General features: G+C 63.9%; 18 protein-coding genes. 4 read left to right on the forward strand and 14 right to left on the reverse strand.

Annotation, left to right across the window (positions count from 1 at the left end; genetic code table 11):
• Positions 1–74: 74 nt before the first annotated feature.
• On the reverse strand, positions 75–1541 hold the full coding sequence (locus tag VGL01_RS11540; protein ID WP_331569355.1) for an ammonium transporter: 1467 nt from the start codon (positions 1539–1541) through the stop codon (positions 75–77).
• Positions 1542–1574: 33 nt separating this feature from the next.
• Positions 1575–1913: a P-II family nitrogen regulator gene (locus tag VGL01_RS11545; protein ID WP_020566534.1), complete on the reverse strand. Its 339-nt coding sequence runs from the start codon at positions 1911–1913 to the stop codon at positions 1575–1577.
• A gap of 393 nt (positions 1914–2306) precedes the next feature.
• Here VGL01_RS11545 and VGL01_RS11550 point away from each other — a divergent pair, with 393 nt between their 5' ends.
• Positions 2307–2561, forward strand: a complete 255-nt coding sequence (locus VGL01_RS11550; protein ID WP_173255026.1) for an accessory factor UbiK family protein — start codon at positions 2307–2309, stop codon at positions 2559–2561.
• 113 nt (positions 2562–2674) lie between these two features.
• Complete coding sequence (locus tag VGL01_RS11555) at positions 2675–4309, forward strand: YifB family Mg chelatase-like AAA ATPase (RefSeq protein WP_331569357.1); 1635 nt, start codon at positions 2675–2677, stop codon at positions 4307–4309.
• Positions 4310–4628: 319 nt separating this feature from the next.
• Here the strand turns inward: VGL01_RS11555 and VGL01_RS11560 are convergent, their stop codons facing one another.
• Positions 4629–5174 carry a hypothetical protein gene (locus VGL01_RS11560; protein WP_331569359.1) on the reverse strand — a complete coding sequence of 182 codons (546 nt, stop codon included), beginning with the start codon at positions 5172–5174 and terminating at the stop codon, positions 4629–4631.
• A 170-nt stretch (positions 5175–5344) separates the two neighbouring features.
• Between VGL01_RS11560 and VGL01_RS11565 the strand changes: the two genes are divergently transcribed.
• The gene (locus VGL01_RS11565) at positions 5345–5866 is read left to right on the forward strand and encodes a TlpA disulfide reductase family protein (protein ID WP_331569361.1); all 522 of its coding nucleotides are present in this window, start codon (positions 5345–5347) and stop codon (positions 5864–5866) included.
• Between the two features lie 76 nt (positions 5867–5942).
• Here the strand turns inward: VGL01_RS11565 and VGL01_RS11570 are convergent, their stop codons facing one another.
• The 6 genes from VGL01_RS11570 to VGL01_RS11595 form a co-directional block, all read right to left on the reverse strand.
• Positions 5943–7325, reverse strand: a complete 1383-nt coding sequence (locus tag VGL01_RS11570) for a sigma-54 dependent transcriptional regulator (protein ID WP_331569405.1) — start codon at positions 7323–7325, stop codon at positions 5943–5945.
• A 65-nt stretch (positions 7326–7390) separates the two neighbouring features.
• Positions 7391–9310: a sensor histidine kinase gene (locus VGL01_RS11575; RefSeq protein WP_414720231.1), complete on the reverse strand. Its 1920-nt coding sequence runs from the start codon at positions 9308–9310 to the stop codon at positions 7391–7393.
• A 56-nt stretch (positions 9311–9366) separates the two neighbouring features.
• Positions 9367–10662, reverse strand: coding sequence for a dicarboxylate/amino acid:cation symporter (locus tag VGL01_RS11580; protein WP_331569363.1), 1296 nt, complete (start codon positions 10660–10662; stop codon positions 9367–9369).
• A 219-nt stretch (positions 10663–10881) separates the two neighbouring features.
• Positions 10882–11907 carry a lipoyl synthase gene (gene lipA, locus VGL01_RS11585; RefSeq protein ID WP_331569365.1) on the reverse strand — a complete coding sequence of 342 codons (1026 nt, stop codon included), beginning with the start codon at positions 11905–11907 and terminating at the stop codon, positions 10882–10884.
• Complete coding sequence (gene lipB, locus VGL01_RS11590) at positions 11904–12653, reverse strand: lipoyl(octanoyl) transferase LipB (protein WP_331569367.1); 750 nt, start codon at positions 12651–12653, stop codon at positions 11904–11906. The genes lipA and lipB overlap by 4 nt, the downstream gene beginning before the upstream one ends.
• 106 nt (positions 12654–12759) lie before the next feature.
• On the reverse strand, positions 12760–13086 hold the full coding sequence (locus tag VGL01_RS11595) for a DUF2917 domain-containing protein (RefSeq protein WP_331569369.1): 327 nt from the start codon (positions 13084–13086) through the stop codon (positions 12760–12762).
• Positions 13087–13186: 100 nt separating this feature from the next.
• On the opposite strand from VGL01_RS11595, the gene VGL01_RS11600 reads away from it, so the two are divergent.
• Complete coding sequence (locus VGL01_RS11600) at positions 13187–14155, forward strand: transcriptional regulator GcvA (RefSeq protein ID WP_331569371.1); 969 nt, start codon at positions 13187–13189, stop codon at positions 14153–14155.
• A gap of 40 nt (positions 14156–14195) precedes the next feature.
• Here VGL01_RS11600 and VGL01_RS11605 read toward each other — a convergent pair whose 3' ends face one another.
• The 5 genes from VGL01_RS11605 to VGL01_RS11625 form a co-directional block, all read right to left on the reverse strand.
• Positions 14196–14465, reverse strand: coding sequence for a DUF493 family protein (locus VGL01_RS11605; protein WP_173255016.1), 270 nt, complete (start codon positions 14463–14465; stop codon positions 14196–14198).
• A gap of 16 nt (positions 14466–14481) precedes the next feature.
• Positions 14482–15714 carry a D-alanyl-D-alanine carboxypeptidase family protein gene (locus tag VGL01_RS11610; protein WP_331569373.1) on the reverse strand — a complete coding sequence of 411 codons (1233 nt, stop codon included), beginning with the start codon at positions 15712–15714 and terminating at the stop codon, positions 14482–14484.
• A gap of 256 nt (positions 15715–15970) precedes the next feature.
• Positions 15971–16597 (reverse strand): alpha/beta hydrolase, encoded by a 627-nt coding sequence (locus tag VGL01_RS11615; RefSeq protein ID WP_331569375.1) that lies wholly within the window; start codon positions 16595–16597, stop codon positions 15971–15973.
• Positions 16598–16613: 16 nt separating this feature from the next.
• Positions 16614–16934: a (2Fe-2S) ferredoxin domain-containing protein gene (locus tag VGL01_RS11620; RefSeq protein ID WP_173255013.1), complete on the reverse strand. Its 321-nt coding sequence runs from the start codon at positions 16932–16934 to the stop codon at positions 16614–16616.
• A 183-nt stretch (positions 16935–17117) separates the two neighbouring features.
• Positions 17118–18065 carry an AraC family transcriptional regulator gene (locus VGL01_RS11625; RefSeq protein ID WP_331569377.1) on the reverse strand — a complete coding sequence of 316 codons (948 nt, stop codon included), beginning with the start codon at positions 18063–18065 and terminating at the stop codon, positions 17118–17120.
• Between the last annotated feature and the right edge of the window lie 341 nt (positions 18066–18406).

The raw sequence follows: 18406 nt of genomic DNA on the forward strand, positions 1-18406 counted from the left end.
GAAAAAACGAAAAAAAGCCCGCCTGAAAAGGCGGGCTGAATCGCTGTTGCCTGGTCGCTGGAAAGGCGGGCGCCTTATTCGACGTGCTCGCCGTGCAGGACGACGTCGAGACCCTCGCGCTCTTCCTCCTCGGCAACACGCAGGCCGATGACCATATCGATGACCTTGAGCAGCACGAAGCTGACGACACCGCTATAGGCCACCGTGGTGAGTACGCCTTTCGCCTGCAGAATCAGGCTGCCGTCCATGCCGCCGATGTCCTTGACCGCGAAGACGCCGGTCAGGAGCGCGCCGAGAATACCGCCCACGCCGTGCACGCCGAAGCAATCGAGCGAGTCGTCGTAGCCGAGCTTCATCTTGAGCCAGGTGGCCGACCAGAAGCAGACGACACCCGCCGCGATGCCAATGGCGAGCGCACCGCCCACGCCGACGAAACCGGATGCCGGCGTGATCGCTACGAGACCGGCAACGGCGCCGGATGCGATGCCGAGCGCCGACGGCTTGCCCTTGGCGATCCATTCGACGAACATCCACGCGAGCGCGGCGCAGGCAGTGGCGATCTGCGTCGTCAGCATCGCGAAACCGGCACGGCCGTCGGCCGCCACGGCGGAGCCCGCGTTGAAGCCGAACCAGCCCACCCACAGCATGGCCGCGCCGATCAGCGTGAGTACGAGGTTGTGCGGTGCCATCGCTTCGCGACCGTAGCCGACGCGCTTGCCCAGCACGAGGGCGCAAACGAGCCCGGCAACACCGGCGTTGATGTGCACGACCGTGCCGCCCGCGAAATCGAGGATGCCCGCGGCAGAGAGCCAGCCCGTCGGTTCCCAGACCATATGGGCGATCGGCGAGTAGACGATCAGCGACCACAGCGCCATGAACACGAGCATCGCCGAGAACTTCATGCGGTCGGCGAATGCGCCGGTGATGAGCGCCGGCGTGATGATCGCGAACGTCATCTGGTAGACGAAATAGACCGATTCGGGGATCGTCGGCGCGAGATGGCTCACGGTCAGCGTCGTTGCCTTATCGCCCTTGATGAACGCCATGCCGGCGAGCATCGTGCGCGACAGACCGCCGATGAACGCGTTACCCGGCGTGAAGGCGAGCGTGTAGCCGATCACGGTCCACAGCACCGTCACGAGACAGGTGATCGCGAAGCTTTGCATCACCGTGGCGAGCACGTTCTTCTTGCGAACCATGCCGCCGTAAAAAAGCGCGAGTCCCGGAATCGTCATGAACAGCACGAGCGCCGTCGAGGTCAGCATCCAGGCCGTATCGCCGGAACTGATCTTGGAGGAGTCGACGGAGAACGGTGCGGTCGGCGCGGCCGGTGCGGCCTCGGAGGCCGCGGCCGGGGCCGCAGCCGATGCCGGTGCTGCGGACGCGGGCGCTGCGGCGCTCGCATCGGCAGCCGGGGCGGACGCCGCGGCGGCGGGTGCTGAAGCGGCGGCGGCGGCCGACGCGTCGTCCGCGAGGGCGGCGCCGATACCGCCCGCCAGCAGCGAGGCGGCCATCGCCAGGGACATCAGAAATTTGCGCATCTTTCGGTTTCCTCTTATCGCTAACTTTTTGACTTACAGGGCGTCGGCGCCCGTTTCGCCGGTACGGATCCGGATGACCTGCTCGATCGGCGTCACGAAGATCTTGCCGTCGCCGATCTTGCCGGTGCGCGCGGCACGCTCGATGGCTTCGATGGCCTGATCGACGATGTCGTCCGATACGGCGGCCTCGATCTTCACCTTCGGCAGAAAGTCGACGACGTATTCCGCGCCGCGATAGAGCTCGGTATGGCCCTTCTGGCGCCCGAAGCCCTTCACTTCGGTGACCGTGATGCCCGAGACGCCGATCGCCGACAACGCTTCGCGCGCCTCATCGAGCTTGAACGGCTTGATGATTGCGGTAATGAGCTTCATGAAAATCCTCTTTTTCGTTGCGAGAACCCGATTTCGTGCGGCCGCCGTGGCATGCCGGCCATATCGGCACCGCCGCCGCGAAATGGGGCGCCGGCCGATGCGGGTCCGAGTAGAGCAACTTATGTGCCATCACCTCCCTACGCGAATGGGCAGGACGAGAAGCGGACAAAACCTCTGAAAGCAGGCCGAACGGCCAGCGTCGGCGGGCCGCGCTGGCGCGGGCCGTCGATCGTTGCTAGAGTGTTCGCACGGTCTACGCTAGAGCGACGCACCATCGCCGCTCATGACTGTCTGATTCGGCGCACCGCGCGCACCGTTTCGGGTCATCGGTGCGTTATAGACGTTACTTTTCGAATGGGCTGCACTTTTTTTGTGCGTCCGAGGGGAACCATCATGAAGCAACCGAACGATATCTTTCAGGACTTCCAGGCGCGCATGAGCGACCTGCTCAAGCACTCGCCGGCGAAAGACGTCGAGCGCAACGTGAAGGCCATGCTCTCCCAGGGTTTCTCCAAGCTCGATCTCGTCACGCGGGAGGAGTTCGATACACAAGCGCAGGTGTTGCTGCGCACGCGCACGCGCCTCGAAGAACTCGAGCGGCGGGTGGCAGAGCTCGAGCAAAAGCTCGCCGCCTCGCAAGAATCCTGAGTCACCCTCCCTCTTTTCGCCCGGCGCGCGCGTAACGCGCTGCCGCGGCGTATCGCTCCTTGCCGTATCCGCAGGCGGCGCACCAGCCGCCTGCTTCATTCCCCGGAGAATCCATGTCGCTTGCCGTGGTGCGTTCGCGCGCGCCGGCTGCCGGCCGCGCGCCTGAAGTGACCGTCGAAGTGCATCTCGCCAATGGCCTGCCGTCATTTTCCATCGTCGGTTTGCCTGATCTCGAAGTGCGCGAAAGCCGCGAGCGCGTGCGCGCTGCGCTGCAGAATTGCGGCTACGAGTTTCCGGTCCGCCGGATTACCGTCAATCTCGCGCCGGCCGATCTTCCGAAAGAATCGGGGCGCTTCGATCTTCCGATCGCGCTCGGCATCCTGGCGGCGAGCGGACAAATTCCCGCTGCGGCGCTCGGGCCGCGCGAGTTTGCCGGCGAGCTTTCATTGACGGGAGCTTTGCGACCGATGCGCGGTGCGTTCGCGATGGCCTGCGGGACGGCGCGGCGCCGGCGGCACGATGGCGCCAGTCATTCGAGCAGGGACACGCGGAGCGAGCGGACTGGCATCGATGGCGGCGTGCAAGAGGCCGCCGCTGCGGAGCCTGGCCTGGGCCTGGGCCTGGGCCTGCCGGAACTCTATCTGCCGCTCGCCAGTGCGGGCGAGGCTGCGCTCGTGCCGGGAGTGCATGTTTACGGCGCGCCCGATCTGCCCTCGTTGTGCGCGCATCTCGCGGGAGCCGAAGACGGAACGTTGCGCCCTATCGAAATGCCCTCGCTCGAGGCCCACGCTACACCCGCCGTACCCGACATGGCCGACGTGATCGGGCAGCCCGGTGCGCGCCGGGCGCTCGAGGTCGCAGCCGCCGGAGGACATCACATGCTGATGGTCGGCCCGCCCGGAGCCGGCAAGTCGATGCTCGCGGCCAGGCTGCCAGGCTTGCTGCCGCCCATGTCCGACGAGGAAGCGCTCGCATCGGCCGCGCTGCTCTCGGCGAGCATGCTCGGTTTTTCCCCGGTGCAATGGCGCCGCCGTCCATTTCGCGCGCCGCACCATTCGTCGAGCGCCGCCGCACTGGTCGGCGGGCGCAATCCGCCGCAACCCGGGGAAATCACACTCGCCCACCTGGGCGTGCTGTTCCTCGACGAACTGCCCGAATTCGATCGCCATGTACTCGAGACGCTGCGCGAGCCGCTCGAGGCGGGCCGTATCACTGTCTCGCGCGCGGCCCAGCAAGCCGATTTCCCCGCGGCCTGCCAGCTCGTCGCGGCCATGAATCCCTGTCCCTGCGGGTGGCGGGGCGACCCGGCGGGTCGCTGCCGGTGCACGCCCGATGCGGCCACCCGCTACCTGCGCAAGCTGTCGGGGCCGCTCGTCGATCGCATCGATATTCAGATCGAGTTGCCCGCGCTGAGCGCAGCGGAGCTGTCTACCCGTGCCGGAGCGTCCGGCGAGCCCACCGCCGCTATCGCTCGGCGCGTCGTCGCGGCCCGGGAGCGCCAGTGTGCGCGGCAGGGCAAGACCAACCGCGAACTCGCAGGACGCGAAGTCGACGAAGTGTGCCGACCGGACGCCGGTGGCGAGCTGCTGTTGAGGGAAGCGAGCGAACGCTTCGGCTGGTCGGCGCGGGCCTACTACCGGGTTTTGAAGGTCGCGCGAACCATCGCCGATCTCGCGGGCGATGCCATGCCAAACAGCGCGCATGTGGCCGAAGCGATCCAATATCGGCGCGTCGCGTCGCTGTCATGAGCGCCGCAGTGCGCGCGGCCGTTCATGCCCTTTATGCCAACGCCCCTAGCCCCATGTTTTGGTAGGCTTGACTTATACACATATCTGGATTTGCGATTGATCATCGCTGTTTTGAAGGCATCACCAGAGAAAATGATCTCAAGTCATTGATTTTTATGGGAGCTTGCGCGCGAACAGCGAATGAATAGGTTGACTACAAGCCAGCCGGGCAAGCGTTTGCACCCGTGTTACACCGGTTTTCAACAAAGTTATCCACAACCTGGAGCAAATAGTCCGGAAAAACCGGGCGAAGCGTAGCCTTCGGTGGGCTCCATCATCGTCAGAAGACCTTGAACGACTGAAAAAACTGGTCGGTTTGCTCTTCGGGCGGCGCGTCGTCGGCTATCACGGCGGCTTGATAAACGTGCGTGCCGCGCGCTACGAGCCAAGCGTGGATGGTCTTGTGCTTGCCCGTCGCCCCCACGGGGCCGTCGACTTCCAGTTCGAGTGCGGGAACATGGCCGCCATCGGCCACCGGGACGTCGATAGGGCGCGCGTCCGGTTTTGCGCCGACGTTGCGCGCCAACGCGTCGCGCATCGAGTCGAGCACCGCGCGCTGCAGCTTCGGGTCGTCGCTGGGCATCGCAACGGTGCCCACAGAGAACATGGCGTTCTGAGCACGGGCGGCCCGGACGTGCATCCGCATGGAAGTGCCTGCAATGTCGATCGGTCTTTCGTCGATCAGCGGTTTGGCCGGCAAATCGATCGTGTAGCCGTTCGTGTCGTCGGTGATGGTGCGCCAATCGTAGGCCGGCGAGCAGGCGGCCACGGTGAAGGCGGCAAGCAGGAAGAGCAGCGCGGCAGGACGGCGGGTCATTCGAAGCATAAACAAGCGGTATCCGCCTTGAACTCCTTGAAGTGGCAGCAATTTACCAGAAGCCGATGGATAGAAGTCCGGCGCACACGTCAGCGTGCCGTGCGCGGCACGCGCCCGCAGGCAAATGGCGTTAAAATTGCGGCGCCGTTACCGCGCTTCGCGCTTTCGAGGTTTCATCCATGAGCCAGACCCCCGCTTCCGCCCGCCGCAGCCCACTGCGTTATGCCGTGCTGGCGCTCGCCGCGGCTGCCATTGCCGTCGCCGGCTATTTGACGTTCGGCACCTCGCAACGCGTGCCCGACGCAACGTTCACACTGCTGTCGGGGCAGAAGGTCTCCACGGCCGATCTCAAGGGCAAGGTGTACCTCGTCAATTTCTGGGCAACGAGCTGCGCCACCTGCGTCAAGGAAATGCCTCAGATGGTCGAGACCTATAATCGTTTCAAGGGCCGTGGGCTCGAGTTCGTCGCCGTCGCGATGAACTACGACGCACCGATGTACGTCGCGAATTACGCGCAAACGCGCCAGTTGCCGTTCAAAGTCGCCATGGATGACGGTAGTGCAGCCAAGCAGTTCGGTAACGTCCAGCTGACACCCACCACTTTCGTGGTCGACAAGAACGGCACGATACTGAAGCGCTACGTGGGCGAGCCGCAATTTGCAGAGCTCGACAAGTTACTGCAAAACGCGCTGGGGGCTTGAGCGGGCTGCGCCCCACTGCGCTGCCCAAACGCGTTAGGCGAAGGTCGCGCGGCTCCGCTCGGAACGCACCCCTCGCTCAACCCGTTTCTTTTCCGGCCTCGCCGCGTTCGGCGAGGCCGTATCGTTTGATCTTCTCGTAAAGCGTCGCCTTGCCGATCTGCAGCCGGTCGGCTGCGGCCGCCACCGAACCGCCCGCCGCTTCGAGCGCATCGGCAATCGCTGCGCGCTCGAATTGCTCGACACGTTCTTTGAGGGGAGCCGCGGGCACGTTGGCGCCCTCCTCGCTCGAATCGAATGCGCCTTGTCCGTCGGCGATGCCGAGCACGAAACGCTCAGCGGCGTTGCGCAACTCCCGGACGTTGCCGGGCCAATCGCGTTCGATCAGGCGCGACCGCTGGCGCTCGGAAAGTACGGGCGCCGCACACTGGTAGCGCACCGCCGCATCGAGCAGAAAATGCTCGAAAAGCGGCACGATGTCTTCGCGGCGCTCGGTCAGCGTCGGCAGTGTGATCGTCACGACATTGAGCCGATAAAGCAGATCGCGCCGGAATGTGCCGGCTGCGACGTGCTCGGCCATGTCCCCCTTCGCCGCAGCCACGATGCGGCAATCCACGCGAATAGGCTGGTTCGAGCCAAGCCGCTCGAGCACGCCCTCTTGCAGCACGCGCAGCAGTTTGACCTGCAGCGAGAGCGGCATGCTTTCGATTTCGTCGAGAAAAAGCGTGCCGCCCGAGGCGTACTCGAGCTTCCCGATGCGGCGTTTTGCCGCACCGGTAAAGGCGCCCGGCTCGTATCCGAACATCTCCGATTCGAACATCGGCTCGGGCAGCGCACCGCAATTGACCGCAACGAAAGATTTGGCGCGGCGGGGCGAGAGCTCGTGCAGACAGCGCGCGATGAGTTCCTTGCCGGCGCCTGTGTCGCCGTTGACGAGCACCGCGGCATCCGTTGGCGCAACCTTCGCAATGAGGCGCCGCACCTGTTCGATCGCGGCACTTCGTCCGATGATGCGCGGCACGAGCGCGTCGCGCTGACTGAGCTCGCGTCGCAGTGCGTCGTTTTCGAGCATCAGACGCCGGCGTTCCAATGCCCGGCGCACCGTCTCGATGAGACGCTCGGAAGCGAACGGCTTTTCGACGAAGTCATAGGCACCGTCGCGCATCGCTTGCACAGCCATCGAGATGTCGCCATGACCCGTGACGAGAATGACGGGCACCTCCGGCACGTGCTCGCGGCAGTGTTCGAGCAGTTGCAGCCCACTGGCTCCGGGCAGCCGGATATCGCTCACGATGACGCCTGGCCCCGCGCCCCCTGCCTGGGCCCTGGCAAGAGCCACCTGAGCCGCTTCGACGGAGGGGTAGCCCGTCACATCGAAGCCGGCAAGCTGCAGGCTCTGCACGCTGGCCCGGCGCACGAGTTCGTCGTCTTCGATGAAGATCACTTGAAGACTGTCGCTCATCGCTGCTGTCGCTGTCATGCCGGATATCGTAAAAACCGAAGGAGAATAGCTTCACGCGCAGTGGATCAGCGCGCCGACGCGTCGCTCTGTGCATTCGACGCAAGGGCGCGGCGCAACATCAGTACGAAGGCCGCTCCGCCTTCCGGCATATTGCGCGCGCTCAGCGTTCCTCCGCAATCCCTGGCGATCGACGAGGCGATTGCCAGGCCGAGACCGAGCCCTTCTCCCATGCCCTTCGTAGTAAAAAACGGTTCGAACAGTCGCGGTAGCACATCCGCGGGGATGCCCGGACCATTGTCGCGCACCGTCAGCGAAAGGCTCGCGAACGACGCGCCGATCTCGATGCCGATGCGCGGGGCGTCGACACCGCTGACCGCATCGAGCGCATTGCCGATCAAATTGATCAGCGCCTGCTCCAGCCGCAGCTCGTCGCAGTAGGCAACGAGCTCCGGGTGCTCGTCCGCGAGGTCGAGCGGCTCGCTGCCCCCGCCGGACATCGCTTCGGAATCGTGGAGCGTGACTTCGAGCGCGACACCCTGCAACCGCTTTTGCAGCACGTTCAGCGAGTTGCAAACCGCTCGCACGACAGGCGCGCGCGCAGTGCGCGGCTGTGCCCTGCCGACGAAGAGCTTGAGCTGGTTCGTGATCTTGCCCATGCGCTCGGTCAGCGCCGCGATCGCCTCGAGATTTTCGCGCGCGGCGCCCTGCTCGCCGCGCTCGAGCAGCACACGCGTGTTGTCCGAAAAGGCTCGCAGCGCCGCCAACGGCTGATTGAGCTCATGCGTGATGCCCGCTGCCATCTGGCCCAGTGCCGCCAGCTTGCTCGTCTGGACGAGTTCGTCGTGGGCCGCGCGCAGCTCGCGCTCCGCGCGGGTCCGCTCGCCGACTTCCGTCTGCAATCGCGCGTTGGCCGCGGAAAGATCTGCCGTGCGTTCGGCTACGCGCTCGTTCAGTTCGGCATAGGCGGCTTGCAGCATCGCACGGCCTCGGATCATCTCGGCGAGCCGGGCGCGGCGCGTTCGCCAGTAAAACGCGAGCAAACAGATCGAGGCGAAGCCGAAGCCGACCGCCGCCGCTGCGTTGCGCGCATCGGCTCGCACCGGGTCGATCGCGGAGAGCGTAATCAGTTGCCAGGCCGGCGAGCCCAGCCACCGCCGGGTCGCAAGAAAGTGCGGGCCGAAGCGCGCGTCGCCGACGCGCACGATCTGCGCATTGGCATCGATCGGACGAACCGTGGCCATCGGCAGCTCGGCGATCGTCTGTTGGGCATATTGGCGTGTGCGCTCGATCGCCGCGGTGACCGACGCGGGCAGCGGCGCCACGGCACGGTACTTCCAGGCCGGCACCGAGGACAAAAAGATAACGCCATGATTGTCGGCAACGAGCAACGGCTCGCCCGCATCCGAGCCGGGAAACCATTCGAGGTTGAGCTTGACGACGGCGGCGCCAATGATGCGGCCGTCGCGATAGACCGGCTGGGAGATGAAATACCCGGGCTCGTGCGAGACAGTGCCGATACCGAAGAAGCGGCCCACCTGGCCCTTCATGGCATCGATGAAATACGGCCTGAACAGGTAGTTGGAGCCGACGAACGTATCCGCGAGATTCCAGTTGCTGGCGGCGAGACAGAGCCCGTCGGCTCGCACGATGTAAGTCACCGTCGCATGCGCGTGCCGGTTGGCATCTTCGAGATAGCGGTTGGCACGCGCGATGGCGTCAGCCGTCGGGTGTTCCAGTGCTTCCTGGACGAGCGGGTGACTTGCGAGGAGGTAGGAAAGCGATTCGTAGCGATCGAGCGTGCTGCTCAATGCATTCGCCGTGCGGTCGGCTCGCACGGCGGCTTGTTGCTGGATGTCGTCGACACCGCGCAGCCAGGTGATGCGCCACGTGACGACGCATGCCGCGATGAGCACGGCGGCGAGCGCGAAAACGACGACAGCACGACGTTTCACAGCAGCGGATTCCGGGCGAGGATAAAGGGCCATTGTGGCACAGCGCGCGAAATCCGCCGGCGCCGGCCGGAGCGCCGGCGCATCGAGGTTCAAGCTTTGACCGCCTCACCTACTTCGACGTCGCCGCCGCTCAGGGCGCGCTTGAGCTTCGCACGGTCGAGCTCCTTTTCCCATGCCGATACCACGACCGTGGCGACGCCGTTACCGACGATGTTCGTCAGCGCGCGGCACTCGCTCATGAAGCGATCGATACCGAGAATCAGCACCATGCCCGCGACAGGAATCGTAGGCACGACGGCAAGCGTCGCGGCGAGCGTAATGAAGCCTGCGCCCGTGACGCCGCTGGCTCCCTTCGAGGTCAGCATGGCGACCGCGATCAGCGTGAGCTGCTGAGCCAGCGTGAGGTCCGTGTTCGTGGCTTGTGCGATGAAGAGCACGGCCATCGTCATGTAGATGTTCGTTCCATCGAGGTTGAACGAATAGCCCGTGGGCACGACGAGGCCGACGACCGAGCGCGAGCAACCGAGCTTTTCGAGCTTTTCCATCAGTTGCGGCAGCGCGGCTTCGGACGAACTCGTGCCGAGCACGATCAGCATTTCTTCCTTGATGTAGGCGATGAACCGGATGATGTTGAAGCCCACGAGGCGAGCGATCGTCCCGAGCACGACGAGCACGAACACGATAGCCGTCAGATAGAACGTGCCGATCAGCTTCATGAGCGGCAGCAACGAACCGAGGCCGTACTTGCCGATGGTGAAGGCCATGGCGCCGAAGGCGCCGATCGGCGCGAGCTTGGTCACGATGCGCACGATGCCGAACAGGACGTGCGACAAGCTTTCGATGAAGTTCGTGACGGGCTTGCCGCGCTCGCCGATCGTGGCGAGTACCGTACCGAAGAGCAGGGCGATCAGCAGGATCTGCAGAATGTCGCCGTGCGCGAATGAGTCGGTAAACGTCTTCGGAATGATGTGCAGGAAGAAGTCGACGGCGCTGTCGCCATGCGCCGCCTTCTCGGCGTACGTGGCGACGGCCTTGCCGTCGAGCGTTGCGATATCGACATTGAAGCCGGCGCCGGGCTTGAGCACATGAGTGGCGATCAGGCCCAGTACGAGCGCGAACGTCGAAACGACTTCGAAGTACAGGAGCGCCTTGCCGCCGACGCGGCCGACCTTCTTCATGTCCTCCATGCCCGCGATGCCGGTCACGACCGTACAAAAGATGATCGGCCCGATCACCATCTTCACGAGGCTGATGAATGCGTCGCCGAGCGGCTTCATGTCGATCGCGAGCTTGCTCGCGAAATGACCGAGCACGATGCCCGCGACGATCGCCGCGATCACCTGGACATATAGGATTCGATAGAAGGGTTTCTTGAGCGGGCGCATCGGCTGTCTCCTTGCTTGATTAATGGGTAGGGCCCGGGGGCCGCAGGCCATCTATCTGCAAGGTCGATGCCAACGTTAAGCATTGTCTAACTGATTGATTTTTATAGAATATTTTGCCGGCGCGGCGCCTTCGATTCCGGAGTTCCGGAATCGCGGAAAGAGGCCGTCCGGATAGCTGGACGGTTCCGTCCGCCCCTCAAAGCCGGAAAAACGCTTTTTTTATATTTCCGCCACGACGCCGGCGCCGTGCGCCTGCAGATCCGCGTGGTAGCTCGAGCGCACCATCGCCCCGACCGCGGCATGCGTGAAGCCCATCTTGTAAGCCTCGGCCTCGTACATCTTGAAAACGTCCGGGTGAACGTACGCACGCACCGGCAGGTGATGTTCCGACGGCTGCAGATACTGGCCGATCGTCAGCATATCGACATCGTGCGCGCGCAGATCGCGCATGACCTGAAGGATCTCTTCCTCCGTCTCGCCGAGTCCCACCATCAGGCCGGACTTCGTCGCGACTTCCGGATGCAGCGCCTTGAAGTCCTTCAGCAGCTTCAGCGAATGCGCGTAATCGGAGCCCGGTCGGGCTTCCTTGTAAAGCCGCGGCACCGTTTCGAGATTGTGATTCATGACATCGGGCGGCGCGCTCGTCAGAATCGAGAGCGCACGGTCGAGCCGGCCGCGAAAGTCCGGCGTGAGAATTTCGATGCGGGTTTGCGGCGAAAGCTCGCGAACCTTCTGAATGCATTCGACGAAGTGCGCGGCGCCCCCGTCCCGAAGATCGTCGCGATCGACGCTCGTAATGACCACGTACTTGAGCTTGAGCGCCGCTATCGTTCGGGCCAGATTGAGCGGCTCTTCGGTATCGAGCGGGTCCGGGCGGCCATGACCCACGTCGCAAAACGGGCAGCGCCGCGTGCATTTGTCGCCCATGATCATGAACGTGGCCGTGCCCTTGCCGAAGCACTCGCCGATGTTCGGACAGCTCGCTTCCTCGCAGACGGTATGCAGGTTGTGCTCGCGCAGGATCTGCTTGATCTCGCTGAAGCGCGAGCTGCCCGTCGCCGCCTTCACGCGAATCCACTCCGGCTTTTTCAGCTTTTCGATCGGCACGATCTTGATCGGAATCCGTGCCGTCTTGGCTTGGGCCTTTTGCTTCGCGCTGGCGTCATACGCGGCGGTGGCGGGCTCGCGGACGTCGGCGGCGCCTGTCGTGGCGGCGTCGGCCGGTTGGGCATGAAGGTCTGTCATTCGGTAGATCCAGTCGATGAGCGATGCGCGAGAGCGATGTCGAGGTTGGCGGCAAGGCGCGCGGCCAGCGTGCCGGCGACATCGCGCCAGCCGGCGGTGACGCCGAAGGTGGCCATATCCACCGTTTCGAGCCCCGCATAGCCGCACGGATTGATCGCGAGAAACGGGCGCAGATCCATGTTCACGTTGAGGCTGACACCGTGATAGCTGCATCCGTTGCGAATCTTCAGGCCAAGCGCCGCGATCTTCGCGCCGGCGTGCGTCCCCGCGCGTGACCCGGGCGCCACATAGATGCCGGGGGCACCGGCACGGCGCTCGCCGGCGAGATTATACGCCGCGAGCGTCTCGATCACGGCCTCCTCGATCAGCGTGACGAGTTGACGCACGAGAATGCCGCGCCGCCTGAGATTCAGCAGCAAATAGGCGACGACCTGACCGGGCCCGTGGTAAGTGATCTGCCCCCCGCGGTCGACTTTGACCAGCGCAATGGCAGGGTCCGCCGCCAGCAAATGCGCCGGATTGCCGGCTTGGCCCAGCGTGAAAACAGGGGGATGTTCGACCAGCCAGAGTTCATCGGCCGTGGCGTCGGTACGCGATTCGGTGAACTCGCGCATCGCGGTAAAGCTGGCCTCGTAAGGTTCGAGCCCGCGCCAGCGGACGGTCAGACCGGCGTCAGCCGTCGCCCTCGGGCTTTGCGGAATGATTTCCGGAGAGACGGCGGTTTCGGGGTTCGACGCGGGACACATGATTTGCGCAGTTTACCGGAATCGGACCGACGCCGCCGGGCCGCCACCGCGCCTATGCAAGCGGGGCGGCAGCAAGACGCCGCCGCCCCGGGGCCGCGAGTCTGCATCAGACCGCGTGCCACCCACCGCGCCAGCGCGCGGCGAGACGCTCCGTGAGTGCACCGAGCCAATCCTGAACGAGCGCACGGCTCGTCAGCGGCGCGACGAATCGTGCCTCGGCCTTCTCGCTGCCTTCGACGCTGAGCCACAAGCGCTCGCCGCGGCGCAGATGCAGCGCAGTGCCGGGCTGGAGCCAGTAATCTTCGACGTCATTGCTACGCGTCACCCAGAGCGGCCCACCGTCGGCTGTCAGCCGGGTGCTGTCGCCGATCAACATGGAAGCCGTTTCGCCAGGTTCGATTTCGAACGTGATGCTTGAGGATATTTTTCTCATGATCGTTTCCAAAAAGGGGCCTTCGATGACTAGAATCCTAGGCGTGGCGGACCTCAGCGTAAAACGATCAATTCTCACCGATATGTGAAATAAATTCACAATGAACCTCCGACACCTCCCCCCGCTCAACGCGCTGCGCGTGTTCGAGGCCGCTGCGCGGCACGAGAGCTTTTCGCGCGCCGCCAATGAGTTGTTCGTCACGCATGGCGCGGTCAGCCACCAGATTCGTGCATTGGAAGAGCAGCTCGGCACCGCCCTTTTCGCTCGCGACGGCAGACGCGTCCGGCTCACCGAGACCGGCGGCCGCTATGCCAAGGCCGTACGCGCCGCGCTGATGGCGCTCGCCGATGCGACATATGACGTGCGCTCGTCCGACCGCGAGCGGCGCCTCATCGTCTCATCGGCTTCGTCGTTCTCCGCACGATGGATCACCCCGCGCATCGGCAGCTTCATCGAACGCAACCCGCAAATCGACGTCGAGCTGCTATCGACCAATGCCCTCACCGATTTCACGCGCGACGACGTCGATCTCGCGATCCGCTACGGCAGCGGACACTATCCGGATCTATATGTCGAGCCGCTGCTGGATGAAGTGTTCTTTCCCGTGTGCGCGCCGTCTTACAACGGGGGGGCGCTGCCGAAGACGCCGGCCGACCTGGTGGACGCGCGGCTTTTGCGGTCGGATGACGAACTTTGGCGCCCTTGGTTCGATGTGGCGGGGCTCGGCAATATCAGCGAACCGCGGCGGGGCGTGCTCTATCAGGATTCGTCGAATTTGCTGCAGGCTGTCATCGACGGCCAGGGCGTTGGACTCGTGCGCCGGTCGATCGCCACGCACGAGCTCGCGGCTGGACGGCTCGTGCGCCTTTTCGACATCGATGCGCCGAGCACCGCCAGCTATTACTTCGTATGCCCGCCGTCTCTCATCGCAACCGCGCGGGTGCAGGCCTTCCACACATGGATATTCGAGGAGGTGGAGCGCTTCCGGGCGTTATACGTGAAGGCCTGCAGAGGCGCGGCTGGCGCGCAGGCGGCGGACAGTGCGCTGATTTCGCCTGCGACCGGCTAGATACTATGGATGTCGGCGGTATCGCGAAAGTGCGCAGAGCTCAGAGCACGACCGACACCATAGGATGCCCGGTGAGTGCGCGATAGATGTCGTCGAGCTGCTCGCGGCTCGTGGCGCGCACGGTCACCGTCAAGCCGATGTAGTTGCCGCCGCTCGACGCCCGCATTTCGATGCGGGACGCCTCGAAGGTCGGATCGAAATCGCGCACGACGGTCACGATCGTTTCCGCGAAATCGGGGTGGGACTTCCCCATCACCTTGATCGGAAAGTCGCATGGAAACTCGAACAGCGATTCATTGACCGGGCTCATTTCGCGTGGCTCCACTTCACTTCTTGCTGAACATCAGCATCAACGAGTCCCAGATACGCCCACCGATGCCGGCAGCCGGCACCGGCTGAAGCGCGACGATGGGGAACTGGGTCAGCGTCTTGCCATCTCCGACGATCTGCACCGTTCCGAGCGGCTGCCCCTCGGCGATCGGCGCGACGAGCGGCGCATTCAGCGTCACCTGCTGCTTGACCTTGTCGCCCATGCCGCGCGGCACGGTGATGTACTGGTCGCTCTTCACGCCGACGGGCACGCTGTTGGCCGCGCCCTTGTACACGCGCGGCGTCTGCACCACCTGATTCGCCTTCACGAGCCGGACCACGTCATAAGCGCTATAGCCATAGTTCAGCATCTTCATGCTGTCCTGCACGCGCTCGTGTTCTTTTTGCTCGCCCATCATGACGCTGACGAGACGGCGCGATGCATCGGGCACGCCAGGCAACGAGCGCTTCGCCGACGCGATCAGGCAGTAGCCTGCCGCCTGCGTGTGACCCGTCTTCAGACCGTCGACGCTCGGATCGAGCCACAGCAGACGATTGCGGTTCGGCTGCTTGATCTTGTTATAGGTGAATTCCTTGACCGCGAAGATCGAGTAGTACTCGGGATAGTCGCGAATCAGATGCGCGGAAAGCGTCGCCAGATCGGCCGCCGTCGTGTAGTGCTGCGGGTCGGGCATGCCGTTGACGTCGGCATAGTGCGTGCCGGTCATGCCGAGCTTCTTCGCTTCGGCATTCATCATTTCGACGAAATGCCCTTCCGTCCCGCCGACGAGTTCCGCCAGCGCGATCGCGGCATCGTTACCCGACTGCACGATCATTCCGTAGACGAGATCGTGCACGGTCACCGGCTTTTCGGCTTCGATGAACATGCGCGATTCGTCGTTGCGCACGCGCCGCACGGCGAGGCTCGGCGTCACGACCTGATCCATCGAAATCTTCTTCGTGTGCAGGGCCTCGAAGACGAGATAAGCCGTCATCAGCTTCGTGAGCGAAGCCGGCTCGACGCGTTCGTTCGCGTTGCCCGAGGCAAGAACCTGGTTGCTCGTGGCGTCGATGAGCACCCACGAACGCGCCGTCACGGCCGGCGGCGGCACTTGCGCCGCGGCGCCCGGCGCATAGCATGCAGCCGCCAACGCGGCGGCGGATGCCAGTGTCGCAGGCAGCGTGCGGACGATCGAAGGGCAAACGAAAGACGAGGCAATGGACGGCATGCCGAAGAAGGAAGAGCGCATAGGATTCAGTTCGTGCGAGAGAAGTCAGCGTGGCGGCCGCGCCGCCCGGCGCAAAGCGAGCGTTGGACAGGCGGTGGCGCGTTCGGTTCGGCGCTCGAGCGCCGGATCGCCGAGCGGTGGAACGCCCGTCGCGCGGCGACGCTCGTGCAAAAAAATTGCGCCCATTATACGCGGCGCAATCCCGTCGATTTGCATTTTCCGCGTACCTGTGGCCCCCAAACGCCGATGAGCGGAACCGCACCGGCGCCCGCGCCGGCTACCGCCACGCGTCGGTCACGATCCGCTTGAGGATATGCAGCTTGCGATGCAGGAAATGTTCGCCGCCCGGAACGACCACCACGGGCAGCTCCTGCGGCCGGGCCCATTCGAAAACGGAGCCGATCGGCACGGTTTCGTCCAACTCGCTATGAATGACGAGCGTGTTTTCCGGCACGGGCGCAACGTCCCAGCGGCTCGCGGCCGTGCCGACGAACACGATTCGCTCGATGGCGACGCCGGCATCGCGCAGCCGCGCCGCCACATGCGAGAGCACGACCGTGCCGAACGAGAATCCGGCCAGCACGAGCGGCAGCGTGCCGTGCGTGGGGTCGGCGCGCATATGCTCGAGGACCGCCATCAAATCGTCGCGCTCGCCGACGCCGTTATCGTGCTCCCCCTGCGTGGCGCCCACGCCGCGAAAGTTCGACCGGTAGACGACATAGCCCAGTTGCACCAGGGTGCGCGCGAGCGTCACGGCGACCTTGTTGTCCATCGTGCCGCCGAACAGCGGATGCGGATGGGCAACGAGCGCCATGCCGCGCGGCGCATCGGCGGGCATATCGACGGCAACTTCGATCTTGCCGACGGGCCCGTCGATCAGAAATTTTTTCGTTTGGGCATTCATGGCGCGCGTGGTTCCGTCAATCGATCTTGAGCCGCTCGACAATCGTGCCGTGTTGGAGGTGCGACTCGACGATCTCATCGATATCCGATTCGTCGACATACGTGTACCAGGTGCCCTCGGGATACACGACGACGGTCGGCCCCAGTTCGCAGCGATCGAGGCATCCGGCTTTGTTGATCCGGACGTTGCCGGGGCCGGCGAGCCCCAGTTCTTTCACGCGCTTTTTCGCATAGGCCTGCATCGCCTCGGAGTTGCAGTTCGCGCAGCTTGGGCGATCGGCGCCGGGCTCGCGCCGGTTGACGCAGAAAAATACGTGGTACTTGAAAAAGGAATCCATGATTTCCAAAAAATGAAGCGGCGCCAGGCGGCGGCCGCCGCGGCATCGGCCCACGAGGCCCACGCGAGGCCCGGCCGATTATAGCCAGTAAGCGGGCCCGTCCGCTCGCGCAGGGCTTTGCGCACGGTCAGCGCTGATGCCCGCACAGCCGGACGGTCCCGCGTACGTCGAGCCGGTCCGCAATCAGCCTTCGGATGACGCCGACATCTCGAAGCCGGCATCGATGCGCTTCGATGAACGGGCCCGTCGGAACTGGGTCGGCGTGACCGAGGTCTGCGCGCTGAACGCACGGCTGAAATGGCTCTGATCAGCGTAACCGCACCGGATCGCGATCTCGGAAAGAGCCAGCGTGGTGTTGGTCAGCAAATCCTTCGCCCGGTCGACTCGTTTGCGCGCCAACCATTGATGCGGAGCATATCCCGTCGACCGCTTGAATGAACGCGAAAAATGGCTACGCGAAAGACCACAATAATTGGCAAGTTCAAGCAATGAGACCTGTCCATCGAGGCGCTCGATCAGGTAGTCGGTGGCGCGCCGCATCTGCCAAGGAGCGAGACCACCGTTCACTCTGGCGAACCGAAGCTGCATTTTCCCGTACGTGACGGCAATATGCAGATTCAGCGCATATGAGACGTGCTCGACAAACAATTGGCTCGCGCGTTCCTGGTGCTCGAGCGCCGGAAGCAAGCTTGTCCCCAAGGAAAAAATCACCGGATCGAGGGTGTTCTCGTGAGGAGGGCAAACAAGATCGTTGATCCGCTGAGTGCCCGCTTCCCATGCAATTTCGTCGAATGCTGCGCGTGCGATATGAATATGCAGGCAATCGAATGTCGCCCGCATGTTGGCCCGCCACAACTGATCGAGGTTGTATATCGCGACTTCCCCGGCTCGATGATCCACCACCGGTCGAGGCTTGCCGTCGCACCACAGGTCCCAACTGGGCATCGCTTCCAGCATCAGATAAACGGCGAATGCGTCCTCCAGCGGATAGTCCGGAGTGAGACCGTGGTTGGCTACGTCGCATCGTTCCCTGTTGAGGAACATCGTCGACTTCTGCAACGTCGTCACGAACAGCGTCGGCGTGTCTCGCACGCCGATGTAAGAGGTATGTAATCTTTCGCGCGGGTCCATTTCGTCGATGACAGTAGTTTGCGAAAGTTGCGCCTTCGTAACAACGAGCCGGCAGCACCATCGTGCGGTGCCCCTGGACACGGCAATGCGAATTGCATAGTGCAAGCCAGTCTACAGCCATTAAATAAAAAATAAGAGCACGCAGAGTCAAACACGGCACGCCGATTCAAGCCCGCCAGGCGCGTTGTCCGGATCATGGAACGCGTCCCGCCCCACTCGACGCAGCGCCCTTCGCGAAAAACCCACCATGAACCGTGCCGTTGCCCGCTTCTTGACCGCTTGCTCCCTGCTGGCGAGCTTATGCGCCTCTGCGCAACCTTCCCAACCCAATGGTTGGCGCG

The organism is Trinickia sp. (genome assembly GCF_036503415.1).
Classification (GTDB): domain Bacteria; phylum Pseudomonadota; class Gammaproteobacteria; order Burkholderiales; family Burkholderiaceae; genus Trinickia.